The sequence below is a fragment of the Aliiroseovarius crassostreae genome (assembly GCF_025137635.1).
Classification (GTDB): domain Bacteria; phylum Pseudomonadota; class Alphaproteobacteria; order Rhodobacterales; family Rhodobacteraceae; genus Aliiroseovarius; species Aliiroseovarius crassostreae.
Genome location: NZ_CP080772.1, coordinates 2,724,162 through 2,750,000, shown reverse-complemented (window position 1 = coordinate 2,750,000; position 25,839 = coordinate 2,724,162). Strand labels below are relative to the sequence as shown.

The following is a 25,839-nucleotide window of genomic DNA, read 5'->3' as shown; positions in this document are numbered from 1 at the left end:
GAGGGAAAGGTGAAAAGCACCCCGACGAGGGGAGTGAAACAGTACCTGAAACCGAACGCCTACAATCAGTCGGAGGCCCCTTGCGGGCTGACGGCGTACCTTTTGTATAATGGGTCATCGACTTGGTCTATCTAGCAAGCTTAAGCCGTTAGGTGTAGGCGTAGCGAAAGCGAGTCTTAATAGGGCGAATGAGTTAGGTGGATCAGACCCGAAACCGAGTGATCTAGGCATGGCCAGGTTGAAGGTGCGGTAACACGCACTGGAGGACCGAACCCACATCTGTTGAAAAAGATCGGGATGAGCTGTGCCTAGGGGTGAAAGGCCAATCAAACTCGGAGATAGCTGGTTCTCTGCGAAATCTATTTAGGTAGAGCGTCATACGAATACTCCCGGGGGTAGAGCACTGAATGGGTAATGGGGGCCCACAGCCTTACTGATCCTAATCAAACTCCGAATACCGGGAAGTACTATATGGCAGACACACAGCGGATGCTAACGTCCGTTGTGGAGAGGGAAACAACCCTGACCTACAGCTAAGGCCCCTAATTCATGGCTAAGTGGGAAAGCAGGTGAGACGACCAAAACAACCAGGAGGTTGGCTTAGAAGCAGCCATCCTTTAAAGATAGCGTAACAGCTCACTGGTCTAAATAAGTTGTCTTGCGGCGAAGATGTACCGGGGCTCAAGCCATGAGCCGAAGCTTAGGGTGTGCATTTATGCACGCGGTAGCAGAGCGTAGTGTGACATAGTTCCATTCCTCCTTAGATCCTTCGGGGTCATTGGAGGATCGGAGCTTTCAGTGAAGCCGGCCTGTGAGGGATCCGGTGGAGAGATCACTAGCGAGAATGATGACATGAGTAGCGACAAAGGGGGTGAGAGACCCCCTCGCCGAAAATCCAAGGGTTCCTGCTTAAAGCTAATCTGAGCAGGGTAAGCCGGCCCCTAAGGCGAGGCCGAAAGGCGTAGCCGATGGGAACCAGGTTAATATTCCTGGGCCAGAAGGAAGTGACGGATCTCGAAGGTTGTTCATCCTTATTGGATTGAATGGGCAGCTTAGAGGTTCCTGGAAATAGCCCTTCATGAGACCGTACCCTAAACCGACACAGGTGGATAGGTAGAGTATACCAAGGCGCTTGAGAGAACGATGTTGAAGGAACTCGGCAAAATACCTCCGTAAGTTCGCGAGAAGGAGGCCCAGTTTCTACGCAAGTATTGACTGGGGGCACAAACCAGGGGGTGGCGACTGTTTACTAAAAACACAGGGCTCTGCGAAGTCGCAAGACGACGTATAGGGTCTGACGCCTGCCCGGTGCCGGAAGGTTAAAAGGAGGTGTGCAAGCACCGAATTGAAGCCCCGGTAAACGGCGGCCGTAACTATAACGGTCCTAAGGTAGCGAAATTCCTTGTCGGGTAAGTTCCGACCTGCACGAATGGCGTAACGACTTCCCCGCTGTCTCCAACATCGACTCAGCGAAATTGAATTGCCTGTCAAGATGCAGGCTTCCCGCGGTTAGACGGAAAGACCCCGTGCACCTTTACTACAGCTTCGCACTGGCATCAGGCACAACATGTGCAGAATAGGTGGTGGGCTTCGAAGCAGGGACGCCAGTTCCTGTGGAGCCTCCTTTGAGATACCACCCTTGTTCTGCTTGATGTCTAACCGCGGTCCGTTATCCGGATCCGGGACCCTGCGTGGTGGGTAGTTTGACTGGGGCGGTCGCCTCCTAAAGCGTAACGGAGGCGCGCGAAGGTTGGCTCAGAGCGGTCGGAAATCGCTCGTTGAGTGCAATGGCAGAAGCCAGCCTGACTGCGAGACTGACAAGTCGAGCAGAGTCGAAAGACGGCCATAGTGATCCGGTGGTCCCGAGTGGAAGGGCCATCGCTCAACGGATAAAAGGTACGCCGGGGATAACAGGCTGATACTGCCCAAGAGTCCATATCGACGGCAGTGTTTGGCACCTCGATGTCGGCTCATCTCATCCTGGGGCTGGAGCAGGTCCCAAGGGTATGGCTGTTCGCCATTTAAAGAGGTACGTGAGCTGGGTTTAGAACGTCGTGAGACAGTTCGGTCCCTATCTGCCGTGGGTGTAGGATACTTGAGAGGAGTTGCCCCTAGTACGAGAGGACCGGGGTGAACGATCCACTGGTGGACCAGTTGTCGTGCCAACGGCAGTGCTGGGTAGCTATGATCGGAAAGGATAACCGCTGAAGGCATCTAAGCGGGAAGCCCCCCTCAAAACAAGGTATCCCTGAGGACCGTGGAAGACTACCACGTCGATAGGCCGGAGATGTAAGCATGGTAACATGCTCAGTTGACCGGTACTAATGGTCCGATAGGCTTGATTTGATCCAGTAGAAAGCAAACCTACGCAGCGCTCAAGTAGCAAAGCGATAGCGCATCTTACTGATAAATCAAAAGCATACACAAAAGTGTACTGACTTGGACAAAATTGGATTTTTACTCGGTTTGGTGGTCATAGCACAAGTGAAACACCCGGTCCCATCCCGAACCCGGCCGTTAAGCACTGTCGCGCCAATGGTACTGCGTCTTAAGACGTGGGAGAGTAGGTCACCGCCAAACCTAGTAAAAATCCAAACATTCTCTCATAACGATCAAACAAAACAAAAACGCCGCTTCCATAAGGAGGCGGCGTTTGGCGTGCGGGGGGCAGTTAGGATCCTAATTGTTTTGCATATAGGCATAGTTCATCTAAACACACAGAGAACGCATTGGAATGAAACTCAATTATTGGGTGCTCCCAATCTTCATACTTGATCGCGAAAATGATAAACTCACCTTGGTCTGAATGGGTGCCATCACCATAGAAGCCAAAGTCAACAGTAGTAGAGCCCTTTCGAAATTGAGCAAGATCTTCAGACAGATAAGCTGAGTCTAATGCACCTAAGGTTTTGATGATCATCCAGCCATTCTTTGTAAATGCTTCGTTAACTTCCATGTACATGAACTTCACTTCCAATAGCGGGCCAGAACTGTTTTCTGCTTAGATTTGGCATTGGAGGGCTAATAATTAGTTGGGAAGAGTTGCAATCTCATGGCCATTAACGAAACTGGTCTATCTTTATACCCAGCCAGAGAACCTGAATATTCAAATAACAGTTGGGTTTCATGAATTCTGAGCATTGCTGTATCCCTATCCAGAACATTTTCAAGGATACCTGAAAGCCAGTTACGTTCGCCATCCCGGGTTATCCCCGGCACATCGATACTTTGAAAAAGATTCAAATCTCGTTCGAACACTTCAGTCGTATCCAACTCAAAAAAATCACCCACATTATATGACTTTGCCCCGATGATTTGAGCACTGAAACTGCCAAGCGAGCACTCGAATGTGGAAGAGTTAATGATCTTGCTGAGAGCAGGCTGAATTATTGAAGCTGCCGAGAATACCGCATCAGAACGGTTTCAAGTCCAGGGTTCGGGCGGCCCAGGCTACCGTTTGAGCGGTGATCGAGGGACACACCAACACGGTCACCATTTTCCCGATAGATACCGGCCTCCAGGCCGGACCGAAACTCCAATGGGTAACCGAGGACGGGACCAGTTTCACCCCGGATCCAACGGCCGGGCATGAAGCTAAGCTCGGCATAGGCGTGGCCTTCTGCGGTTGTAAACTCATTGACCGCCCCGGCGCCGATCCAGAGATCCCCATGGGTATCTACTGACAGGCCAACCGCGGGTCGGAAGGGACCGAAAGAGACGGGTGCATCCAGTCGATAATAGGCTTCCTGCCCGATCACATCCGCCTCAAACACCAATTGGCCAGCAGACACAGTGTGGCGCACCCCACTCCAGACAGCGCTCATGCAACCCCGGTCACAGTGATTGACTGCCATGTCAATCAACCCCGTCAGCAGAAACACAACCGCTAAAGTACCATCCATGAGAGCGTCCTTTCAAAACAGAGAGTTAGGGCAAATGCCCTGATTTGTCACCCGTCTGCTGGCTGCGAAAGAAATATGACAGTTTTTTGCCATACCCCCTTGTGGTTCCGAACGCGCGGGCGTATATCAGCCTCACTGTCGCGGGATGGAGCAGCCCGGTAGCTCGTCAGGCTCATAACCTGAAGGTCGTAGGTTCAAATCCTACTCCCGCAACCAAATACTGACATAGGTCAGACATAAGAAGGTCGCTCTTTGGGCGACCTTCTTTGTTTTCGGATCAAGGGGCTGGGTCAGATGCTTTCCGCAAAGCAGGACAGCAAACGTTCCAATGCCGGGGCCATTTCCTGTTCACAGCAGCCGCAGAACCCCAGGATCAGGCCATTGAGGTCGCACTGTTCAGCCACATATGCGGACAAGGCCTGAACCTTAACCCCCTTTTCCTCTGCGCGTTTGGCAATTACGCGGTCCTTGAATTCGGGCTTCAGGTGAAAAACAATCTGCATCCCGGCATGATGATCCGCAAATGACCCAAAGCCTGAGAAGTCCCGGCGCAGGCGCTCCAGAAGGAACTGCCGACGATCGCCATATGTGCGCCGAACACGTCGCAAGTGCCGATAGAACTCTCCTGTTGTCATGAAATCTGCAAGCGCCTGTTGGGGCATATAGCTGGCGTGGTGTCCAAACCGCCTTAGTGTTTTGCGAAATTGCGGAAGCAGCTCGTTCGGAGAGATGACGTAGCCAAGGCGCAAAGTGTTTGAGAAGATCTTTGAAAAACTGCCGATATAGATCGTGCGGTTCAGGCAATCGAACCCGGCCATCGCCGGTATTGGCCGCCCTGCATAGCGGAACTCACTGTCATAATCATCTTCGACAATCCAGGAATCGGCGGCTTTGGCCCAGGACAGAAAGGCAAGCCGACGATGGGGCGACATGGCCCCTCCAAGGGGATATTGATGGGAGGGGGTCAAAACGGCCAGACGGGCAGGGGCATCAAGGTCAGGCAGTTGAGCGCCCTGATCATCCAGCGGAAGGTTCTGTATGGACAGCCCGTGTTCATAAGCAAAGTGGCGCAGGGGCGGGTAGCCCGGACTTTCCAGCCCGATCTTGTCCCCTCGTGAGGTCAGGGTGCGCAGACAGATTTCCAACGCGTCGGTTGAGCCGGCGGTTATGAAGATCTGGTCAGGAGAGGCTGCTATGCCCCGCCATTCCGAAACATGTGCTGCGATGGCCGTGCGCAAGTCGTGATTGCCAAACCGATCCCCGCCCAGCAGCATCGCTTCTGGATTTGCACGACAGACACGCGCCACTGCTTTGGCCCAGTGTCGGTGTGGAAACAGGCGCATGTCCGGCTGACCGGCTTTAAATGGCATGGGGGTGCGCGTGGATTGTGTGACCGGCGGAGCGGGCGGCGGAACATGATGCGGGTTGGATGGTGCAGTGGGTGTGGCCCGGCTCAGCTCAACCTCCCCCAACGCGCAGACGCGATAGGCAGACCCCTGTCGGCTGCTGACATACCCCTCAGCGATCAGCTGTTCATATGCGGTCACAACGGTTGAGCGCGACACCCCCAACTCGGTTGCAAACGCGCGGGTCGGCGGAAGGGCGGTTCCTTCCACCAGGGCACCGGAAATGGCGCGCCTGCGGATTTCTACGCAGATTTGTTCAAAGACCGGTGTTTTGGAACTGCGGTCTAATGCGAACCCTAACCAGGTTGTGTCTTGCATATTGGTCCGTTGATATCATCTACTTCGTGATAATAGGATCAAACCAAACTTCGCGCAAACTTGCAGGGCCTTCGGTTCGAATCGGGCCGGCTTTACCCGGTGCGTTCCGACTGCCGGACATCAACATAGGTTTCGTGATAGCAGGCTCCATCTTCAATATCGGTGCGCTGATCGGCCGGGATCAGGGCGTTGACGGTCAGGCCCGTTTGCGACGTGGCACGCCAGGTGCCCTTGGGGGAATAAAGCACTCCTGGAAGTGTGGCATCTGTCAGTTTCAGGGTCAGCGTGACCTCTGCCCGATGGTTGAATACGCTCAGCAGCTCACCGTCTTGCAACCCGCGCCGTGCGGCGTCGGATGGATGCATTTCGACCTGCTCGGGCCCGCGTGAGGCATCCAGCCCGCCAAAGGTGGAGTTGGTGCGCTTGTCCGAACTGGGGCTGATCAACACAAATGGAAGATCTTGCTGGCATGGGTCATACCGTGGCACGCCAAAACCGAACCGATCCTCAAGATCCCGGCTGAACAGTTCGATCTTGCCAGAGGCGGTCTGCGGCGTGACCGTCTGGCACATGATCATATCGTCCCCAGCATTGGAGCGCATTTCAAGAGCGCGGTCGGTCGGAAGGGCGCTGCCCTTTGTGCCCTGAAGCTGCGGATGTTCCGAGAGGAGGGCCTCATCCATCAACTGTTGGTCGCTGGACTTGAAAACCGGGTCATCATAGCCAAAACGGGTCGCAAGCCGCCTGAAAATCTCGGTGTTTGGCAGGGCCTCCCCGACTGGGGGGATGACCGGCTCCGCCCGTTGCAGGTAGTTTTGCCCATATGCGCCGAACAGGTCGTCATGTTCGAAATGTGTGGCGGCAGGAAGGATGACATCGCACAGGGCCATGCTGTCGGTCATGGTCACGTCACACCCGGCCAGAAACAGATCTTCGCGCATGAGGCCCCTGATAAGGTTGGACTGATCGGGATGTGTCGCAACCGGGTTGTGATTGTAGATCATTGCAGCGGTGATTGGCGGGGCGAGCGTCCTGTCCTGCAGGGCAGCGCCCAGATCAACGATATTGAGCACCCGTGTGCCGGGTTTCAGCAGATGGTCCCCGTGCAGGCGGCTTTGGTTTTTGGGTGTCGCGAGGCCTGACTTGGCAACAACCCCGGCCCCCAGGCGACCGTGATGGCCGGTCAGCGCGTTCAGGGCCATGGCGGCGCGAAGGCCCGAGCCGCCCGACCGCCCCCGCTCAATGCCATTGCCAAGCGCGCAAGCCATGTTTCGCGCGGCTTTTATCATGTCGATGATGGTTTGAAACTCATGGGCAGGAATGCCACAGATCTCTTCCATCCTCTCGACCGAATAGGTTCGGGCCTGCGCCAGATAGCGGTCGCCCCCCTCCACCCATTGCGCGATGAAGTCACCATCCAGCGCCGCCTGACGCTCCAATTCGGCGGCCAGGGCCATGGCAAATACGACATCGGTATTTGGTTGGATCTGGATGTGCAGGTCGCATTGTTCGGCGATTTTGGTCCGCTTGGGGTCAATGACCACCAGTTTGCCCCCACTTGCCCGCATCTTTTTCAACACGGGCGCAAGGTGCAGGTTCGACACCGTGACATTGTTGCCCCAGACCAGAACCAGATCGGAATGCAGCACTTGTTCCGGCGGCATTCCGGGGGCGTTGCCAAACAGGCTGGCATAGGCCCCGCCACGCACGCCGCCACACAGGGGGCCGCGGTTCAGCAAGGTGGCGCCCATGTGATAAAAGAACCGCCGGTCCATTGAGCCTCCGGCAAGCTCACCATGGGGGCCGGCATAGTTGAAGGGCAGAATGGTTTCCGGGCCATGGCGGGCGATGGCTTGCGTAAAACCGTCATGGATCAGGTCAAGTGCTGTGTCCCAGCTGATCGGTTCAAACCTGCCCTCGCCACGCGCCCCAACGCGCCGTAACGGGCGGGTCAGGCGCGCTTTTCCATGCACGAATTCGGGATAATACCGTGCCACCTTGTTGCAGATCACCCCATCCGTGTAGGGATTTGCTTTTGATCCTTTGACCCCAAGCAGTTGGTCCCCTTGAACCCTGGCTGACAGGCTGCAGGTGTCAGGGCAGTCCAATGGGCAGACGCTGGGGAGGGAGAGGGTATCGGTTTGTCGGGACATGGGGAACCTCGAAGGAACAAAGATCCCATGACGCTACCGCTGAAAGGGAGGCCCAGAAAGCGCCAAAACCCAACCAAACAACCATACCAATTTATTTGCCCTGTGGGGTGAAGCCCCCCGGACAGAGGCTGCCCAGGATCAGTTCAGGTCCTTCAGGAGGCGCGAATGCGTTTTCGCCTCTGCCACGGCCTCGGCAAGGGTGGCAATACCACGAGATTGCAGCATCGCCAGCATCTTGCACAGGACCTCTGCCGTGGCATGGGCATCGCCCAAGGCGGTGTGACGCAGTTCGGGCGGGATGACCACATCCAGACGATCACACAAGGCATCCAGCGTGTGGACTTCCGTGCGTCCGAACAGAACGGCAGACAGCAGAACCGTGTCGAGGATCGGGTGGTTCCAGTCCAGCCCCGCTTCCTTTTCATGATTGTGCAAAAAGGCCATGTCAAACGGGGCGTTATGGGCGACCAGCACGGCACCTGCCGCAAAGCTGTAGAGCTTTTTTATGGCCGGAATCACGGTGGGCGCCCCGGTGACCATTGCGTCGCTGATCCCATGCACCTTTGTTGACGCTGCCGGAATTGGGCGCTCTGGATCAACCAGCATGTCAATCTGCTCGCCGGGGACAATTTTGGACTTCATCACGCGGACGGCCCCGATCTGCACGATCTCATCTTTGTGCGGCTGCAACCCGGTGGTTTCGGTATCAAACACCACAAAGGTCAGATCGTTCAGGTTGGCTGTCCACAGATCGCCTGTGGCTTCGGACTGCATGAGTTCGAAGTCGAACACCACCGGACGGGCCGCGTCTGGCGCGAAATCGGCGTGGGTATCGTCAATCACCAGCATGTATCCATCACCGCTGTCGAGCGGTTTGATCCGCACGTCAAAATGAAACTGGAAATGTGCGGAACGATCCGAGAAGCCCTGCTCATCGCCGGTTTCCAGCATCTTCTCATAGGCCTCCATAAAGGGGCCCTTCTGGAAATATTCAAAGATCGAGGCGTTCAGGCGGGGCGGGGAAACCTGAGAGAGGATGCCCGCGGCCTGGCTGTCATAAAGAACAATCTGGTGGTTGGGGTTGACCAGCACCATGGCCACGGGAATTTCCGACAGAAGCGCGGTCAGCCTGGCCTTGTCCGCATTCAGGCGGGCCGTTTCATGGGCGACCGCACTGGCCTGATCCATGGTCGAGGTCGAGAGCTGTCTGGTGACGCTTTCCGTGGCTTCGACCAGATCACCAAGATAGCGCCCGTCATGTTTGTCGATACCACCCGCCTTGGCGTGAACTTTTGCGCGCAGATTGGCGGCCAGCCGTTCGATCGGGCGGGCGATGTTCTCATCAAACAGGAACCATATCCCCGTGATGATGGCCAATTGCGAAAACAGGGCGACGACACCTGCAAAGGTAAAGGCCGATGCGGTGCCAAACTCGTCTGCCCGCCGGTAGCCCAGATAAAGCGCCCCAAAGGTTGCCATGATCACCGCCAGGGCCAGAAACGCGAAGAACAGGAAATTCCTGAAACGTAGTGACAGGCGGTGAAGCGGTTTCATGGATCAGCCTCCTTTACGGCAGATATTGGACAGGAGCGGGTCCGTCATGTCGACCGACACCCAGTCAACGCCGCTGATGCTTCCGTCATCACCAATTGTGATCGCGTCACTCAGCGGCGCGCGGGTATTGGCGGCACAATCAATCAGGACAGGGACCTTGTTCGGCGCCGACCATCGGCCAAGAAACAGGGTATCGACCACGCGCAGGTTGGGCTGGTCGGGATGGGTGCGTTCGGAAAACGTGTCGACGACGACAAAGCGGTCGACAAAGGGCGCGACATAGGTCCAGGGGCGATAGGCCACCCGGTTTTCGCTCTCCATGATGACCGTCAGCCCCTCCGGCAGCGAGTCCACCGTGCGCCCATACCAGGCATATTCATTTGCGATGGTTGCGGCGAGCATCGCCAGCCCGGCAGCAACGGGCATGACCCATTTCGGCAGTCGGCCGCGAATTGTATGGTTCACGGCCATCACAATGCCGGCCATGGCAAGACCGGCAAACACGGTGGCGATTGATTCAAAAAACATGCGTTTCTGTCCGTCCTTGCATTTTATCCAAGAGTGCCCCGGCCATGCCCGATTGAGCTTTGCAGCGATTTCACCACCACAAACGCATCCCGAAGGTGGCTGCGCTCGAAATCTGAAAGGTCAGATGGGGTGAGGAAATTGTCAGGGGCATCGCCGGCCCGGATCTGTGCGGCCTGATGTTCCAGCCGGGTGTCGGCGATCAGGTCATAGGCATCAAGCAGGTCACTGCCGCCAGAGGAACTCAGCACCCCTGCGCGCTGGGCCGCCTCCAGCCGTGCGCGGGTGTTCACTTCGCTCAGCTTTCCCTGAAGCGCATAGATCCGCCCCAGATCGACAACCGGCACAACACCATTATGTTTCAGATCCAGCTGGTTCTTGTGCTCTCCCGAGCGGATCGTGGCAAACCCCCGCAACAGGCCAAGGGGGGGCGTGTGTTTCAGGCTGTTCGAAATCATATGCGCCACAAAGATCGAGTTCTTGGCGGCCAGCTCCAATGTTGTTTTCTGAAGACCATCAAACAGCGAGTTATCACCGCCGATTGCGCGCAGATCGAACATCACCGAGGCAAGCATCTGTGCCTCCGGGTCGGGTTTGTTGATCCACCCGGTGAAATAGCTTTTCCACACGGACAATGGCTGACACCAGCGCGGATTGGTCGCCATCATATCACCCGGACAATAGACATACCCGCAGGTATCCAGACCATCACAGACAAACTGGGCGAGTTGGGTGAAATAGCCGTCGCGGTCAGCCTCTGTCGCATCGTCATGCAGGATCAGGCAATTGTCCTGATCGCTGACCCCGGTCTGCTCCTGACGCCCCTGACTGCCGCAGGCAAGCCAGAGATACGGCACAGGAGGAGGGCCAAGCTTGTCTTCGGCCAGCGTCAGCAGGCGTCTGGTGACGGTGTCCGCCACATCGGTGATCAGCCGGGTCACAATCTGATGCGACAGGCCCGACCCAACCAGCTGAACCAGCAGCCGCGGGATGCGGGCGGTGATGTGCTTCATGTCCTCAGCAGAGTGGGCGACAGCAATCTCGCGCACCAGTTCGGCAGAGCTGACGGTTTGGAACCGGGTCAGGTCGGTCTGGGTGACGATCCCCACCAGCTTGCCCGCCTCGACAATCGGCACATGGCCCACGCGTTTTTCCATCATCAGGTGCAGAACATCCGATCCGATGGCGTTGGGGCTGAGGGTGATCGGGTCTTGCGCCATGATATCGGACACGGGACCGGAAATGTCACGGGCCTCGGCGACCACGCGATGGGCAATATCGCGGGTGGTGACGATGCCGGTCAGGGTCTGGTCATCAAGAACGCAGACCGAGGAAATCTTATGTTCGCCCATTTTCCGCGCCACTGCCTGAATGCTTTGATCCGGGGCGCAGGTGATCGGGTTCGGGGCCATCAGGCTGTCAACCGTGACGGTGGACAGGTTGTTCGGCTCATCTTTCTGTCCACGATTGCGGTCAAAGAAGCGGCGGACTGACGTGTGGGCATTGTGCAGGTCCCAAAACGTTTCCGTGGGCAGCAGAAGCAGCGTGCTGTCGCTTTCCGCCATGGCCCGGGTCACAGCCTGTCCATCACGCAAAAGCCCGCGCTCACCAAATGAGTTTCGCAGATGCAGGTGGCTGATCAGCACACCATTTTCATCCCGGACTTCGACGTCGCCTTCATGGATGATGTAAATCCCGCTCAGCGTATCCCCGACGTCATAGATGACCTCGTCCTTGGCATAGGAGCGCGCCACCATGGCGGGCACAAGCGACTGCAGGGCCTCAGCCGGGAGGCTGTCATAGGGGTGTACGGATTTCAGGAAACGGTGGATCTGATCAGGAGAAAGCGGCATGGGTCAGCCTTTGAAATTCTTGTTGCCAGCAAAGGTTTACACCCTTTGGGGCAAAAGGGAAGAAGGCCGCCCCAAGAGGCGGCCTTCGACGTAGTTTTTAGTGGTCTGCAGCAGCAGCGCCTGCCCCTTTCGGGATGCGGACGTTTTCCACCAGTTCGTTGATCTCGGCCGGAATGGCCTCCGACGATTTCGATACCAGGAAGGCCACGATGAAGTTGATCATTGCGCCAACAGCACCGAACGAGGTCGATTTGATGGTGCCCAGCAGCGGGTCAGCATCCGAGAACGAGTTGGTGCCCGGGATGAAGAACCAGCCTTTGTGCAGGAAGATGTAGATCAGGGTCACAACCAGACCGGCCAGCATGCCAGCCACGGCGCCTTTGTTGTTCACCTTGGTGAAGATCCCCATCATCAGAGCCGGGAAGATCGACGCAGCAGCCAGACCGAAGGCCAGAGCCACGGTTTGTGCGGCGAAGCCCGGGGGGTTCAGACCCAGATAGGTTGCAACTGCGATGGCTACAGCCATGGCAATACGCGCCGACATCAACTCGCCTTTTTCCGAAATATTCGGGCTGATCGCACCTTTGATCAGGTCATGCGACACGGCCGACGAGATTGCGAGCAGAAGGCCCGCAGCGGTCGACAGAGCAGCAGCCAGACCACCGGCAGCCACCAGAGCAATCACCCAACCCGGCAGGTTGGCGATTTCCGGGTTGGCCAGAACCAGGATGTCGCGGTTGAACTTGACCAGTTCATTTTCGCTACCCAGGCCAGCGGCTTCCATTGCGGCAACCTTCTCGGGGTTCTTGTCGTTGAAGTAGGCAATTTTGCCGTCGCCGTTTTTGTCTTCCCAGTTCAGAAGACCGGTCTTCTGCCAGGTTGCCATCCACGCATAACGCTCGTCGGTTTCCATCATCTCAACCGAAACAGGCTCAGACGAGGTGCCGTTCGGCCACATCATGTCCGAAATGTTCAGGCGTGCCATGGCCCCAACAGCCGGAGCAGTCAGATAGAGCAGCGCGATGAACACCAGGGTCCAACCAGCCGACCAACGGGCCGACGATACGGTGGGAACGGTGAAGAAGCGCATGATCACGTGCGGCAGGCCAGCGGTACCGATCATCAGCGACAGGGTGAACAGAACCATGTTCAGCGTGTCAGCGTGGTGGGCGGTATATTCCTTAAAGCCCAGCTCGGTCACGATCTGGTCCAGCTTCATCAGAAGCGGTTCACCCGAAGCAGCGTGATCGCCGAACAGGCCCAGGGCCGGGATCGGGTTGCCGGTCAGCTGCAGCGAGATGAAGATCGCCGGGATGGTGTAGGCGATGATCAGAACGCAGTATTGCGCCACCTGGGTGTAGGTCACACCCTTCATGCCGCCAAACACGGCATAGGCGAACACAACGGCTGCACCGATCAGAAGGCCGGTGGTGTTGTCCACTTCCAGGAAGCGGCCAAAGGCCACGCCAACGCCGGTCATCTGGCCGATCACGTAAGTGGTCGACGCCACGATCAGACAGATCACGGCCACCAGGCGTGCGGTGGGCGAATAGAAGCGATCACCAATGAATTCCGACACGGTGAACTTGCCGAACTTGCGCAGGTAAGGCGCCAGCATCAGGGCAAGCAGCACGTAGCCGCCGGTCCAACCCATCAGGAAGGACGAGTTGTCATAGCCGGTAAAGGCGATCAGACCCGCCATCGAGATGAATGATGCCGCTGACATCCAGTCAGCGCCGGTTGCCATGCCGTTGACGACGGGGTGAACCCCCTGGCCAGCCGCATAGAATTCAGATGTCGAGCCCGCGCGGGCCCATACTGCAATACCGATGTAAAGCGCAAAGCTTGCACCGATAAAGATCCAGTTGAGTACAAACTGATCCATGTGTCCCTCTATCCCTCTTATTCGTCCACGCCGTGTTCGGCGTCGAGTTTGTTCATGCGCCAGGCGTAGAAAAAGATCAGTGCCAGGAACACAAGGATCGAACCCTGCTGGGCGAACCAGAAGCCCAGATCAGTTCCGCCGACGGCAATGCCGCTCAGCATTGGGCGTAGCAGGATGCCGAACCCGAAAGAGACCAGCGCCCAGATTACGAGGCTGACCTGAATGATGCGAATATTGGCTTTCCAATACGCGTTGTTGGATGAGTTGTCAGACATGAAGCCTCCTCCCTCTTCTCCGTTCAGAAAAGCGATATCCTCCTGATATCGCCGGTTTCCCTTAGCGGGTTGCCGATGTGACAATCTCGCTCAGGGTGCCCGCGATTTCGTCGATTGCTCCCATGGCATCGACTTTTTGCAGGCAGTTGGCCGCGTCATAATACGCAACCAGCGGTGCCGTTTGAGCGTGGTAGGCCGTCAGGCGGCTTGCCACGGTTTCGGCATTATCGTCGGCCCGGCGTTTCATCTCCGTGCCGCCGCATTTGTCGCAGACACCGTCTTTGACGGGCTGCTTGAATGTGTCGTGATAGCCTTCGCCGCACCCTGCGCAGGTGTAGCGACCGGAAATGCGCGTGACCATGTCGTCATCGTTCACTTCAAGGCTGATGGCTGCGTTGATACGCTGCCCGGTTTCCGACAGCAGCGCGTCCAGCGCTTCTGCCTGAACCGTTGTGCGCGGGAAACCATCCAGGATCACACCTTTGGCGCAATCGGCTTCACCCAGCCGGTCGCGCAGGATATTGATGACGATCTCGTCGGAAACCAGTTCGCCTGCTTCCATAACGGCTTTTGCAGCCTTGCCCGCGTCGGTGCCCGCAGCCACAGCGGCCCGCAGAAGGTCACCGGTCGACAGCTGCACCAGACCATATTTATCCTCAAGCATCCGCGCTTGCGTGCCTTTGCCGGCCCCGGGGGGGCCAAGCAGGATCAGGACAGGAGCAGCGGATTGGGTATTCATGCCGTCCATCTGATCAATCCTTGTTCATGCGGTTGTCGATCAACTCGTCAACCACAGTCGGGTCGGCAAGGGTCGAGGTGTCACCCAGCGCGCCGTAATCGTTCTCCGCAATCTTGCGCAGAATACGGCGCATGATCTTGCCGGACCGGGTTTTCGGCAGGCCCGGGGCCCACTGGATCAGGTCGGGGCTGGCGATCGGGCCGATCTCGGTGCGCACCCAGGTGCGCAGTTCCTTACGCAGCTCTTCGGTCGGCTCGACCCCGTTCATCAGGGTGACGTAGCAATAGATGCCCTGACCCTTGATGTCATGCGGATAGCCTACCACGGCGGCTTCGGCCACGGCCTCATGTGCCACCAGCGCGCTTTCCACCTCGGCGGTGCCCATACGGTGGCCCGACACGTTGATCACGTCATCCACACGCCCGGTGATCCAGTAGTCACCATCGTCGTCACGGCGGCAGCCGTCACCTGCGAAATAGTAGTTCTTGTAGTCCGAGAAATAGGTCTTCTCGAACCGCTCATGATCACCCCAGACGGTGCGCATCTGGCCCGGCCAGCTGTCCTTCATGCACAGAACGCCCTCGGTCGGGTATTCGTGGATTTCTTCGCCCGATGTGGGTTCCAGAACCACCGGCTGCACACCAAAGAACGGTTTCATTGCGGCGCCCGGCTTGGCGGCATGTGCGCCCGGCAGCGGGGTCATCATGTGACCACCGGTTTCGGTTTGCCACCAGGTGTCAACGATCGGGCAGTTCCCCTTGCCGACGACCTCGTGATACCAGGTCCAGGCTTCAGGGTTGATCGGTTCGCCCACGGTGCCCAGCACCTTCAGGTCACTCAGGTCGCATTTTTCGACAAATTCATTGCCTTGACCCATCAGCGCACGCAGCGCGGTCGGCGCGGTGTAGAACTGGTTGACCTTGTGCTTTTCACAAACCTGCCAGAAGCGGCTTGCGTCCGGATAGGTCGGGGTGCCTTCGAACATCACCGTGGTCGCGCCATTGGCCAGCGGGCCATAAACGATATACGAGTGGCCGGTCACCCAGCCCACATCCGCGGTACACCAGTAGATGTCGCCATCGTGGTAATCAAAGGTGATCTCGTGGGTCATCGAAGCCCAGACAAGATAGCCACCCGAGCAATGCACAACGCCTTTCGGCTGGCCGGTTGAGCCTGAGGTGTAGAGGATGAACAGCGGATCTTCGGCATTCATTTCCGCAGGCGGGCAATCGGCGGATGCGGTTTCCACCAGCGCGTTGTAATCGTGGTCACGGCCATCCACCCAGGCCACGTCGCCACCGGTGCGGCGCACCACCAGCATCTGCGGGTTGTTTTCAGCGTGATCCAGGGCAAGGTCGGCATTGGCTTTGAGGGGGGTCTTGCGACCGCCGCGCGGTGCGAAATCTGCGGTAATGACCAGCTTGGCTTCGCAGCCATCAATCCGGGCGGCCAGCGCGTCAGGCGAGAAGCCGGCGAAGACGATCGAGTGGATTGCGCCGATCCGGGCGCAGGCCAGCATCGCATAGGCAGCTTCGGGGATCATCGGAAGATACAAGATCACCCGGTCACCTTTGCCCACCCCAAGATCCTTGAGGATATTGGCCATCCGGCTGACATGTCCGTGCAGCTCGCGATAGGTGATATGCTGGGCTTCTTCAGTCGGCTCATCCGGCTCAAAGATGATCGCGGTCTGATCGCCACGGGTTTCCAGGTGGCGATCAACGCAGTTGGCCGAGACGTTCAGCGTGCCGTCCTCAAACCATTTGATCGAGACATTGCCCGGCGCGTAGCTTGTGTTCTTTACAACCGAAAATGGTTTGATCCAGTCGATGCGCTTGCCGTGCTCGCCCCAGAAGGCGTCCGGGTCATTGACCGATGCGGCATACATCTCGTCATATTTGGCTGCATCGACATGGGCGTTAGCAACGAAATCCGAATTTGGTGCAAATACTTGCTTTGTAACGTCGTCCAAGGACATGGTCTCCTCCGGTAATCTCTCTTTCTGTATTTGCGCGCAAAGTGATTTACTTTGCAAATACAGCCCTCCTGTCGCGGAAAATACTGTTGTAACCCGATGTGTAGCAACAGTTTTTTGGTAAATTTATTTCCATTTCATGTGTGAATTTTGTAAATTCCTTTAACTGTGAAATAAAAAGGGATGTGTTCTTAACGTAATGTCAGGTGTTGCACCGGATCCTGGCCGGGACATCTGGGGGCAAGCTTTTTGTTTTGGGTCCTGAAAATGTCAAAAGAAACGGGGGTGGCTGCGCGATTTACAGGGCGGATTTCGAAAATTCAGGGCAGATTGTCTGGGGATTCGTCTGGGTTGATTGATTGGAGCAACCAGCCACAGAAAGTCTGAACGTCAGGGTTTGTGTTGTTGTGATCTGGCGCAACGGCATAAAAGCTGCGGCTCAGTGGCAGACGGTGGGGTAATGGGCAGATGACGTGCCCCCGGTCCAGAAAGTCACGGGCAAAATCTTCGGCAACAATAACCGCCCCTGACCCGGTGGTCAGAACCTGAAGTGCCATCAGCGAACTATCAACTTTCATGATTGGTGGGGTGTGTGGGTAGGGCCGTCCCAGCAGGGTCGCCATCTGCCCCCAGTCGGTTTCTGATCCGATGATGTGAATGGCCTGTTCAGCCAGTTTGTCAAACCCGTCGGAGGGGGCGAGGCCCCGCGCCAGATCCGGGGTGCAGACCAAGATCCCGAACCGATGCCCAAGTGGCCGGATGTCCCGTTCGGCCCAATCCCCGTGACCATATCGAATTTCCAGATCCACCGGTTCTTTGCCCGCAGCTGGCGTCCAGACACTGGTGCTGACTTGCAGGTCGATATCCGGGTGGTCTTTTTGAAACGCGCCAAGGCGCGGGGCAAGGACCAGTGTGGCAAAGCTGATTGAGGCCCGTATGCGGAGCGGACGTTTGGCAGGCCGGGCAAATAACCCATTTGTCGCCTCCTGCATGTCGGTAAACGATTTGCGGATGGGTTGAGCATAGGCGTGACCAATATCGGTCAGGGCAACACCTCGGGGCAGGCGGGTGAATAGGGGGGCACCAAGATGTTGTTCCAGCAACCGGATTTGTTGGCTGATCGCAGCCGGGGTAAGGTTCAGCTCCTGCGCGGCATTGGTGAAACTGCCAAGGCGGGCGGCGGCTTCGAAACTGCGCAACCAGATCATATGCGGGAGTGTGGTCATGCTGTTGCCTGGGTTCGGAATAAAAGCATTAAATATAGTTTAGGCAAAGGCGTCAAAACCATTGTTTGAATTGTGGCTTTGCTTGGCTTCTCATGATCTTGACGCCAGCCAAATGGTTTTGGGAATGGAATTTGATGTTGTCATTGTCGGGGCCGGCAGCGCGGGATGCGTTCTGGCTGAGCGCCTCAGTGCCGAGGGTGCGCTCAGCGTGCTTGTTCTGGAAGCGGGCGGAGAGGCACGCAATCCCTGGATCAAACTGCCGGTGGGGTATGCGCGGACATTTGCAGATCCTCGTTTGAATTGGGGATATGTGGCTTCGGCTGATCCGGGCCTTGCCGGGCGTCAGGCTTACTGGCCGCGTGGACGGGTGATTGGCGGGTCCGGCTCGATCAATGCCATGGCCTATGTGCGGGGGTTGCCGCGGGATTTTGCAGATTGGGAACAGGCGGGCGCTGTGGGTTGGGGCTGGGACACGGTCCGCCGCAGCTATGACCTGATGGAAACCCGTGTGACCCGGGACCAGAACGGGCAGCTGCGCGTGACCGGGTCGGGGCCGGTTTTCGTATCCGACCTCAGCCGGGATATGCACCCTTTCAGCAACCATTTTCTGCAGGCGGCAATGGAAATGGGCTGGCCGGTTGTCGATGATATGAATGAGGTCGAAACGGAGGGGGTGGGGCGGTATCGAAGCTCGGTATGGAAAGGCAGGCGCTGGTCGGCGGTGGATGCCTTTCTCAAACCCGCCCGAAAACGGCAGAATGTCAGGGTCATTTCCGGCGCCATGGTTGACCGCATTTCGGTAAGGGAAGGTCGGGCGAACGGCGTTTATTTCCTCTCGAAAGGCCAGCGCCGGTTTGCACGCGCGCGTGCCAGCGTGATCCTGAGTGCAGGGGCAATCAACTCGCCCCAGTTGCTGCAGCTATCCGGCATCGGACCCGGTGAGCTTTTGCACAGGGTTGGTGTTGAGGTTGTGAAAGACCATCCCGGCGTGGGGGCTGGGTTGCAGGATCATCTGGCGATCACCCATCATTTTGCCGCGACCAAACCGACGCTCAACAACCGTCTTGGATCCTTTGTTGGGCTGGGCGTTGCGGCGCTGCAATATGCCCTGACGCGTGGTGGTGCGCTGAGTGTGCCGGTCAACCAGGTGGGGGGATATATCCGGGACAGATCGGGGGCCGGGCAATCGACATTTCAGCTTTATTGTAATCCGGCCACCTATTTGATTCCTGAGAACGGCAAGCCGAAAATGGGTCGTGATCCGGGGTTTATTCTGTCGGTGCAGCCGTGTCGTCCGACCAGCCGTGGACATATCCAGATCACCTCTGCCGATCCCCGGTCTCCGCCCCGGATATCGCCCTGTTCCCTCTCGACCCCGCACGATGTGACCGACGCCATTCTGGCCTCGCACCTTCTGAAGACTCTGGCGCACACGTCGACGATGAAATCGGTCACCAAGACCAGGCACGAACCGGACCTGCTGAAGATGACGGAACCAGAGATGCTGGAGAACTTCCGGCAACGGGCCGGCACGGTGTTTCACCCCTGTGGAACCTGTGCAATGGGTAAGGATGATGGCGTGTCTGTGCTGGACCATCGCCTGCGGGTGCGTGGTTTGCGCGGTTTGCGGGTGGTTGATGCCTCGGCCTTTCCAAATATCACGTCGGGCAACACCAATGCGCCGACCATGATGTTGGCATATCGGGCGTCTGAGTTGATTTTTCGCGACCTGTGCCGCAGAGAGGAATGAACCATGCAGCTTGATAAAATTGAAACCTTTGTCGTGGGGAACCCGCCGCCGCGCCATGGGGGGCGCTATTTTATCCTGCTGCGCCTGACCACCAGATGCGGTGTGACCGGTGTGGGTGAGATTTATAACGCCACCTTTGGTCCTGACCTCTGTGCGGCCATGGCGCGGGACATGTTCGGACGTCACTTTCATGGGAGCGATCCACATCATATTGAGCACATGTGGCGGTCGGCATATGGCGCTGGCTATTCGGCCCGCCCCGATATCACCGTTATGGGGGTTCTCAGTGGGCTGGAGATGGCCTGTTGGGACATCATAGGCAAGGCCGCTGACAAGCCGGTCTACGAACTCCTCGGTGGGAAGGTACATGACAGGTTGCGCAGCTATACCTATCTTTACCCGCCGGAAGGGGATGTTTACCCGGATGAGACCCAGCCCAATGTCTATAACGATCCGGATCTTGCGGCTGAAGCGGCGCTGAAAATGGTCGAGCAGGGATTTACGGCGGTCAAGTTCGACCCCGCTGGCCCGTATACCATTTATGATGGTCGCCAGCCCCGGCTGGAAGATCTCGAGCGGAGTGAGATGTTTTGCAGACGGATCCGTGAAGCGGTGGGGATGCGCGCGGACCTGCTCTTTGGAACCCATGGGCAGTTTACCGTGTCGGGAGCCAAACGGTTGGCGCGGCGGCTGGAACCCTATGATCCGCTCTGGTTCGAAGAACCTGTCCCCCCGGAAAACCCAGCTGACATGGCCGAAGTGGCGCGTTTTACCTCGGTTCCGGTTGCGGCGGGGGAACGCCTTTGTAGCAAGCATGAATTTGCAAGGTTTCTGGAAGCAGGGGCTGCGTCTATTCTTCAGATGAACCTGGGGCGTGTTGGTGGCATCCTTGAAGCAAAGAAAATTGCCGCAATGGCAGAGACCCGACAGGCCCAGATTGCTCCGCATCTGTATTGTGGCCCCGTGGTGGCCGCGGCGAATATTCAGATCGCGACCTGCAGTCCCAATTTTCTGATTTTGGAAAGTATCGGGCGTTTTGACGCGCCCTATACCGATGTGATCTTGGGGGGGATCGTTTGGCAGGACGGCTATGTCATTCCGCCCAGCTCTCCGGGACTGGGGGTAGAGTTGGACGATGCGGCGATTGCAGCAATGCCATATGATGGTCAGGCGCTGCATCTGGAGCCGCAGACAAGCCCAGTGCAGGTTTGACGTATCAGAAGTAACTTCGGACCAGCGCCCCGGAAATCAACGTCCAGCCATCGGCTACGACAAAGAAGGCAAGTTTGAAGGGCAGGGACACGATGGCCGGCGGCACCATCATCATCCCCATTGACATCAGGATGGCCGCGACAACCAGATCAATGATGAGGAACGGTAGAAACACCAGAAAACCGATCTGAAAAGCGCGTTCCACTTCGGACAGAAGGAAGGACGGCACAAGGATCGACAAGGGGGATGAGGCCGCCAGCTCTCCCGTTTCATCGGGGCGCAGCGAAGCAAGATGTTGGAACGTGTCGGGGTCAATCCGATTAGCCATGAAACCGCGAAAGGGTTCCAGCGCGGCATTGAATGCGGGCTCCAATGCCATTTCACCCGTCGTGTAGGGTTCCGCCCCAAGGCGCCAGGCTTCGTTGAACACCGGTTCCATCACAAAGTAAGTCAGGAAAAGGGCCAGGCTGATGATCAGCATGTTGGGGGGGGATTGCTGCAACCCGATGGCCTGACGCAGAATTGACAGCACGGTCACGATGAACGGGAAACAGGTGACCATGATTGCCAGTCCGGGAACCAGACTGAGCAATGTGATGAGAATCATCAGTTGGATGGAGCGGGTTGCCAACGATCCATCGTCGCCAAGGCTGATGGCGATGTCCTGTGCGGACAATGATGTTGGAAGCACCAGCATCATGGTTAACAGGACAGCCCATGCAAATCCCTTGTGACTGATCTGAGCGGAGATCATTGTCAGAGACCAGTTGAGAGATCGGCAACTTCCGTCAGCCGGACCGCAAGCTGTCCTGACCCTTCGCCACCAACTTCTTCCAATTCACCACGGGCGATCAATTTGTCCCCGACATAAAGCTCAACCGGATCCTCGAGCTTTTTGTCCAGTTGCAGGATGCTGTCGTTTTTCAATCGCAGCAATTCGTGCACTGTTGGTCGGGCTTTGCCGACAGAAATCATGATTTCAATAGGCACTTGGGTGAAGGGGCTCGTCTGAGCTGTATTTTGAGTGTCATCAGCCATTTTGTTTTGCCTTTTCGTTGATTTGATACAGACCCGAAATTGCCTCTCCGATCCGGTGTATGGCACCACTCAGGTCGATCTGTTTTTCAGTGGCCCCCATGCGGATGTAGACTTGCCCTTCGGCAAGTGTCTCCTCTTCAATAAGTTCTATGGGGACCGAGGTATTTTGCGACAGCAATGCTTCGAGCATGTCCCGCCCACCAGGGTAAATGACGACCTGCATGGGGGAATCTGCCGCATCTGCGGCCAGCGGCAGGATTTCTTCTACGATGGCATGGCCGATTGTGTCTGAGACAAGGCTGGGAAGGACCTTCTCAACCATGTTGGCCAAAAGGGGTTCCAGCGATTTCATGATATGGCTTCGAGCCTCGTGAAAGGTAAAGCCGAGATCCTGCAAGTTGCGCGCAAACTCGGCACTGATCTGGGACTTATCTTCGTCGCCTGCTCGGATGGCATCATCCCAACCCGCCTGATAGCCCACTTCATATCCTTCCAGCCGCGCTTTCTCCAGATCTGCCGCTGTTGGGTTTGCAGCGGGTGTGGATGCCGGATTGACTGGTTGCGGACCGGAGAGGGGCGTGTCGAAATCTTGGAGCGGAAAAATCGGCGGCATCAGACAGTCTCCTCATCCATCCAGCCCCGGAGGATTTCGAGGGTTTCACTTTGCCGTTCTTCGATCAGATTACGCAGGCGTTTAACCGGATCATCGGACCCGCCATGCGGGTCTTCGTCGAAGTCGATGTCCGAAACTGTCGCCATTTGTGGCGCCGGAAATTCCCCGTCATCAATTTCACCCGACAGCGACGGCATATCCGAAAAATCGGTATTGAACTGAATTGGGGCGGGAGCCAGCATGTCCGACGGGGCTTCTGCCGTCGGGGAGGGCTGTTGACCTCCGGCCAGCTGCGGGCCGGGCAGGGCGCCCGCTGAGGGTGTATTCTCCAGCGCACCCTTTGAATTGGCAAGGATCGGCCTGATTACAAAAAGCCCGAGAATGAGGGCCACAACGGCCAGAACGGCAAGTTGAATGATGGACATGAGGTCAAATTCGACGCCTTGCATCAAGGACGACGTCACCTCAGTGCCCGCCTCTGAAACCGGCTCGAATTCCATGGTTTTAATGGTAATCGTGTCGCCGCGGGACTGATCAAAGCCGATGGCGGAGGCCACCAGGTCGCGCAGGCTGTTCAGCTCTTCCTCCGAGCGCGGCTGCCAGATTGTTTCACCCGCCTCATTTACGCTACGCAATCCATCAACCAGAACGGCCACGGTTATGCGTTTGGTGGCGCCTGGGTTGCGGATGATCTCACGGGTTGTTTCTGACACCTCATAATTGATCCGCTCCCGTGTCTCACTGTTCTGGGCCGAGGATGAGGCCCCCGCGCTGCCCTCTCCATCTGGAAGGTTGGATGCAACGGTCACGCTGCCATTCCCGCTGTCAGAACTCTGACTGGAATTTTCCTGGGTCTCAGTGGAAATCGCGACGCGGCTGTTGGGGTCGAATGTTTTTTCCAGTATCGATTCGCGTTCTGTCGCTGTTTCCAGGCTCAGTTCAACCACCGCATTCCCAAGGCCCACGCGCGCTTCCAGAAGATGTTGAATATTGGCCTTCATTTCCTCGGCGCGATTTCCGACAGAGGATTGTGCGGTTTCAGTTTCATCCCCTGCGGTAATCAGCCCCCCGCGGCTGTCGATGATGGAAACATCTTCCGGGGACATGCCCGGCACTGCAGAGGAAACAAGGTATTTGAATGCCTTTGCCTGTGCCGAAGAAATTGTGCCGGACGTGCTGCTCAATGTCACCGACCCGGTAGGTTTCGCGCGCCGCCGCAAGCCCTGTTGAACAGATTGAGCGATGTGAACCCGCGCGCTTTGGACAAAGGGGCTGGAGACGATGGTCCGTGCCAGTTCGCCTTCTTTTGCACGCCAATAGGCGGCATCAAACATCTGAGAGGTCGTCCCGAAGCCGGACAACCCATCAAGCAACTCATATCCTTTGGCTGAATTTGACGGCAACCCTTCGCTGGCGAGGGTCATTCGTAACCCGTCACGTTGAGAGGCATTGACATAGATTGCGCCGTTGCGGACCTCGAAGCTGGCGGACTGTGCCTCTAACGCCTTGATCACTTCACCAGCAGCACCTGGTTCCAGCCCTGCGTATAAAAGACTCATCGACGGCTTGCTGGCCATACGAGAAATGCCAAGCACGGCAGCAAACATTGCCAAAGTCGCCAGAACGACAATCACTTTTTTACGCATGTCCAGTGCAGACCAGACAGTTTGGATCTGTTGCAAGACGTAACTCCTTCTTCGAGCGGGCTTCTGCCCCCGTCATGCCAACAGTTTTCTACGACCAGCCTTAACAATCGGTTAGTGCCCGCCGGTCTATAACGATTCGTAGAAAATAAATCTGGTGATGAGATGGCAGAAGCTGAAGAACCGGTAGAAGGCGAAGAAGATGCGCCGAAGAAAAAATCCAAAAAGGGCCTGATTATTGGGCTGATCCTTTCGCTTGTTCTGGGAGGTGGTGGGTTTTTTGCCGTTTATTCCGGCATGATTCTCGCTCCTTCCACTGAGGAAGAGAGGGTCGAAGAGGCAGAGATGGTGCTCGATCTTCCCAGCGTATCTTATGTCGAACTGGATCCGCTGGTCATTTCCCTTGGAACATCCGGAAGCAACAAACACCTGAGATTTCGTGGCTCCCTCGAGGTGGATCCGGCCTATGCCGAAGATGTGGTTCAAGTGCGCCCCAGGGTGCTGGATGTTCTCAACACCTATCTGCGGGCCGTTGAGATGTCTGATCTGGAAGACCCCAGCATGCTTGTCAAATTACGCGCCCAGATGTTGCGGCGCATCCAGCTTGTAACAGGAGAAGGGCGGGTGCGAGACCTGCTGATTCTCGAGTTTGTTTTGAACTGATTTCCGGAGGGACAAGAAATGGACCTTATAGCAGATGTACTTTTGGCGGCTGGCGCGATTGGTGCGGCGATCTATTGTATTGTTCTGGCCCGTCGTCTGAAGCGGTTTAACAATCTGCAGAACGGGATGGGGGGGGCGGTTGCCGTATTGTCCGCGCAGGTGGATGATATGACAAAGACCCTGGAAAAAGCGCAATTGGCTGCAGGTGCAAGTGCCGCTCAACTGTCCGATTTGACCCAACGGGCCGAGGCTGCGTCGCGTAAACTTGAGCTTATGATGGCAAGTCTTCATGACCTTCCTGAAGTGACGCCCCCAGTTGCGCAATCGCCATCTGTCGAACCGGAACCAGCCCCCACACCCGAGCCAAGGGCTTCTGACATTCCGATGTTTTTAAGTCACCGCCATAACCGCATGGAGGCCGCAGAGTGATGTTTGGTCGAAAGAAAAAGGCGGCCTCCATGCCCCCCCAGCGAAAGAAAGCGGCGGGCCGAGGTGTTTTATGGGTAATTGCTGTTTTGTTCCTGTCGTCCGGGATGCTGCGTCTTGGCGAGCATGGGGTTGCAGTTGCCAAGGAAGTGGGTGTGCTCGCGGGTAAGGTTGTTCATGACGACAACGGCGGCGAAACTTGTGAGACGGAAGAGGATATCGCGCAGGTCCTGGGGCTTCTGCGGGAGCGGGAAACCGTTTTGGAAGAGCGGGAAAGAAACCTCGAAAGCCGACTGCAGGTTTTGAAGGCGGCTGAAGAACAGATCGAAAAGAAAATGTCGGCCCTCGTGGATGCCGAGGAAGCTTTGAAATCGACAATGGCCTTGGCAGATGGTGCTGCCGAAAGGGACCTGACCCAGCTGACTCAGGTCTACGAAAACATGAAACCCAAGCAAGCTATCCCACTGTTTTCGCAAATGGACCCTCAGTTTGCGGCAGGTTTCTTGGGTCGTATGAGGTCCGAGGTTGCGGCACAGATCATGGCCGGGCTGGACCCTCAAAAATCATATGCCATCAGCGTTATTTTGGCAGGGCGGAACTCAAATGTCCCAACCAACTAAGATCTGAGCACGGTTTTTTAATGGACGTTTGCCATGTTCTCGGTGTCGGGACCAGTTTTGTGG

Annotated in this window: 22 protein-coding genes, 1 tRNA gene and 2 rRNA genes (1 of these 25 cut by a window edge); 8 read left to right on the top strand and 17 right to left on the bottom strand. The window is 56.8% G+C overall.

Going from position 1 to position 25,839, the window contains the following annotated elements; translation table 11 throughout:
* Together K3J57_RS13160 and rrf are read left to right on the top strand one after the other, a co-directional pair.
* Positions 1-2,346, top strand: a 23S ribosomal RNA gene (locus K3J57_RS13160); it begins 485 nt to the left of the window's first position.
* A 119-nt stretch (positions 2,347-2,465) separates the two neighbouring features.
* Positions 2,466-2,580 (top strand): 5S ribosomal RNA (gene rrf / locus K3J57_RS13155).
* A 91-nt stretch (positions 2,581-2,671) separates the two neighbouring features.
* Here the strand turns inward: rrf and K3J57_RS13150 are convergent.
* The 3 genes from K3J57_RS13150 to K3J57_RS13140 form a co-directional block, all read right to left on the bottom strand.
* The gene (locus K3J57_RS13150) at positions 2,672-2,956 is read right to left on the bottom strand and encodes a hypothetical protein (RefSeq protein WP_259796244.1); all 285 of its coding nucleotides are present in this window, start codon (positions 2,954-2,956) and stop codon (positions 2,672-2,674) included.
* Positions 2,957-3,021: 65 nt separating this feature from the next.
* Positions 3,022-3,291, bottom strand: a complete 270-nt coding sequence (locus tag K3J57_RS13145; RefSeq protein ID WP_259796243.1) for a hypothetical protein — start codon at positions 3,289-3,291, stop codon at positions 3,022-3,024.
* Positions 3,292-3,386: 95 nt separating this feature from the next.
* Complete coding sequence (locus tag K3J57_RS13140; protein WP_259776042.1) at positions 3,387-3,902, bottom strand: acyloxyacyl hydrolase; 516 nt, start codon at positions 3,900-3,902, stop codon at positions 3,387-3,389.
* 139 nt (positions 3,903-4,041) lie between these two features.
* Between K3J57_RS13140 and K3J57_RS13135 the strand changes: the two genes are divergently transcribed.
* A tRNA-Met gene (locus K3J57_RS13135) sits at positions 4,042-4,118 on the top strand.
* Positions 4,119-4,192: 74 nt separating this feature from the next.
* Here K3J57_RS13135 and pdxR read toward each other — a convergent pair.
* From pdxR to K3J57_RS13085, 10 genes are all read right to left on the bottom strand, one after another.
* Entirely contained in the window at positions 4,193-5,626 is a 1,434-nt protein-coding gene (pdxR, locus tag K3J57_RS13130) for a MocR-like pyridoxine biosynthesis transcription factor PdxR (RefSeq protein WP_259796242.1), read from the bottom strand.
* Positions 5,627-5,718: 92 nt separating this feature from the next.
* Positions 5,719-7,779: a molybdopterin-dependent oxidoreductase gene (locus K3J57_RS13125; protein WP_259792305.1), complete on the bottom strand. Its 2,061-nt coding sequence runs from the start codon at positions 7,777-7,779 to the stop codon at positions 5,719-5,721.
* Between the two features lie 138 nt (positions 7,780-7,917).
* A complete protein-coding gene (locus tag K3J57_RS13120; protein WP_259792303.1) occupies positions 7,918-9,333 on the bottom strand; it encodes a 3'-5' exonuclease in 1,416 nt (471 codons plus the stop codon).
* Positions 9,334-9,336: 3 nt separating this feature from the next.
* Positions 9,337-9,861, bottom strand: a complete 525-nt coding sequence (locus K3J57_RS13115) for a hypothetical protein (RefSeq protein ID WP_259785139.1) — start codon at positions 9,859-9,861, stop codon at positions 9,337-9,339.
* A gap of 23 nt (positions 9,862-9,884) precedes the next feature.
* Positions 9,885-11,711: a DUF294 nucleotidyltransferase-like domain-containing protein gene (locus tag K3J57_RS13110; RefSeq protein ID WP_259796239.1), complete on the bottom strand. Its 1,827-nt coding sequence runs from the start codon at positions 11,709-11,711 to the stop codon at positions 9,885-9,887.
* Between the two features lie 97 nt (positions 11,712-11,808).
* Positions 11,809-13,596 carry a sodium:solute symporter family protein gene (locus K3J57_RS13105; protein WP_173487984.1) on the bottom strand — a complete coding sequence of 596 codons (1,788 nt, stop codon included), beginning with the start codon at positions 13,594-13,596 and terminating at the stop codon, positions 11,809-11,811.
* Between the two features lie 17 nt (positions 13,597-13,613).
* The gene (locus tag K3J57_RS13100) at positions 13,614-13,871 is read right to left on the bottom strand and encodes a DUF4212 domain-containing protein (RefSeq protein WP_055192854.1); all 258 of its coding nucleotides are present in this window, start codon (positions 13,869-13,871) and stop codon (positions 13,614-13,616) included.
* A 61-nt stretch (positions 13,872-13,932) separates the two neighbouring features.
* Positions 13,933-14,619 carry an adenylate kinase gene (locus K3J57_RS13095; RefSeq protein ID WP_259785137.1) on the bottom strand — a complete coding sequence of 229 codons (687 nt, stop codon included), beginning with the start codon at positions 14,617-14,619 and terminating at the stop codon, positions 13,933-13,935.
* A gap of 4 nt (positions 14,620-14,623) precedes the next feature.
* On the bottom strand, positions 14,624-16,582 hold the full coding sequence (gene acs / locus K3J57_RS13090; protein ID WP_254449738.1) for an acetate--CoA ligase: 1,959 nt from the start codon (positions 16,580-16,582) through the stop codon (positions 14,624-14,626).
* A 323-nt stretch (positions 16,583-16,905) separates the two neighbouring features.
* A complete protein-coding gene (locus K3J57_RS13085) occupies positions 16,906-17,811 on the bottom strand; it encodes a LysR substrate-binding domain-containing protein (protein ID WP_259792299.1) in 906 nt (301 codons plus the stop codon).
* 124 nt (positions 17,812-17,935) lie between these two features.
* Between K3J57_RS13085 and K3J57_RS13080 the strand changes: the two genes are divergently transcribed.
* Positions 17,936-19,561: a GMC family oxidoreductase gene (locus K3J57_RS13080; RefSeq protein ID WP_259796237.1), complete on the top strand. Its 1,626-nt coding sequence runs from the start codon at positions 17,936-17,938 to the stop codon at positions 19,559-19,561.
* A gap of 3 nt (positions 19,562-19,564) precedes the next feature.
* Positions 19,565-20,773, top strand: coding sequence for a mandelate racemase/muconate lactonizing enzyme family protein (locus K3J57_RS13075; RefSeq protein ID WP_259796235.1), 1,209 nt, complete (start codon positions 19,565-19,567; stop codon positions 20,771-20,773).
* A gap of 4 nt (positions 20,774-20,777) precedes the next feature.
* On the opposite strand, the gene fliP is transcribed toward K3J57_RS13075, so the two are convergent.
* From fliP to fliF, 4 genes are read right to left on the bottom strand one after another with little or no spacing between them, the layout of a single operon-like run.
* A complete protein-coding gene (gene fliP / locus K3J57_RS13070) occupies positions 20,778-21,473 on the bottom strand; it encodes a flagellar type III secretion system pore protein FliP (RefSeq protein WP_173486941.1) in 696 nt (231 codons plus the stop codon).
* Positions 21,474-21,529: 56 nt separating this feature from the next.
* Entirely contained in the window at positions 21,530-21,811 is a 282-nt protein-coding gene (locus tag K3J57_RS13065; protein WP_173486837.1) for a FliM/FliN family flagellar motor switch protein, read from the bottom strand.
* Positions 21,804-22,424 carry a FliH/SctL family protein gene (locus K3J57_RS13060; RefSeq protein ID WP_259796233.1) on the bottom strand — a complete coding sequence of 207 codons (621 nt, stop codon included), beginning with the start codon at positions 22,422-22,424 and terminating at the stop codon, positions 21,804-21,806. The genes K3J57_RS13065 and K3J57_RS13060 overlap by 8 nt, the downstream gene beginning before the upstream one ends.
* The gene (gene fliF, locus K3J57_RS13055) at positions 22,424-24,106 is read right to left on the bottom strand and encodes a flagellar basal-body MS-ring/collar protein FliF (RefSeq protein WP_375542809.1); all 1,683 of its coding nucleotides are present in this window, start codon (positions 24,104-24,106) and stop codon (positions 22,424-22,426) included. Before fliF ends, K3J57_RS13060 begins: the two co-directional genes overlap by 1 nt.
* 126 nt (positions 24,107-24,232) lie before the next feature.
* Between fliF and K3J57_RS13050 the strand changes: the two genes are divergently transcribed.
* The 3 genes from K3J57_RS13050 to K3J57_RS13040 all read left to right on the top strand — a co-directional run bounded on the left by K3J57_RS13050 (position 24,233) and on the right by K3J57_RS13040 (position 25,776).
* Positions 24,233-24,730 (top strand): flagellar basal body-associated FliL family protein, encoded by a 498-nt coding sequence (locus K3J57_RS13050; protein ID WP_259778301.1) that lies wholly within the window; start codon positions 24,233-24,235, stop codon positions 24,728-24,730.
* 18 nt (positions 24,731-24,748) lie between these two features.
* Positions 24,749-25,159, top strand: coding sequence for a hypothetical protein (locus K3J57_RS13045; RefSeq protein ID WP_259785122.1), 411 nt, complete (start codon positions 24,749-24,751; stop codon positions 25,157-25,159).
* A 104-nt stretch (positions 25,160-25,263) separates the two neighbouring features.
* Positions 25,264-25,776 carry a MotE family protein gene (locus K3J57_RS13040; protein WP_259796231.1) on the top strand — a complete coding sequence of 171 codons (513 nt, stop codon included), beginning with the start codon at positions 25,264-25,266 and terminating at the stop codon, positions 25,774-25,776.
* Positions 25,777-25,839: the final 63 nt, after the last annotated feature.